Source organism: Mesorhizobium sp. M1D.F.Ca.ET.231.01.1.1, from assembly GCF_003999155.2.
In the GTDB taxonomy this organism is placed as follows: Bacteria; Pseudomonadota; Alphaproteobacteria; order Rhizobiales; family Rhizobiaceae; genus Mesorhizobium.
In genome coordinates this window covers 1-306 of the sequence record NZ_RZOZ02000210.1, presented here as the reverse complement: position 1 = coordinate 306, position 306 = coordinate 1, and the positions used below count along the sequence as shown (strand labels likewise).

The 306-nt window shown below is 63.1% G+C and carries 1 protein-coding gene; it reads right to left on the bottom strand.

What is annotated here, in order from left to right:
- Window positions 1-80: 80 nt before the first annotated feature.
- Entirely contained in the window at window positions 81-266 is a 186-nt protein-coding gene (locus EN874_RS33000) for a DUF1059 domain-containing protein (RefSeq protein WP_027047304.1), read from the bottom strand.
- Window positions 267-306 lie beyond the last annotated feature (40 nt).

Sequence of the window (306 nt, the reverse complement as noted above, 5' to 3'; positions counted from 1 at the left end):
TCGCAAATAAATCAACGCGGCACGCGTTACCCAAGCGCACCGCGGTTCTTTTGTTATTACCTGAAACCCCCCCGCCGCACCTACGCGGCGTCGCGGACCTTCTCGATGCGCGAGCGGATCGCCTCGATCATCGTCTCGCGGATGGTCGTCTCGCCATGCGTCTCGCGCATATGCTCGACGGCGCGGCGCATCACCTCGGCCTCCTCGTCGGCCCGTGTGTGCCATTCGCAGCCGGGAACGAGCGACCCGCAGTGAAATTGCTTCATGGGATTTCTCCTCTTGCTCCATGGAGCCGGTCGAGGCTCC

Excerpts from the sequence above, each read along its gene's own strand:
- EN874_RS33000 (WP_027047304.1), bottom strand. The coding sequence starts at position 266 with ATGAAGCAATTTCACTGCGGGTCGCTCGTTCCCGGCTGCGAATGGCAC.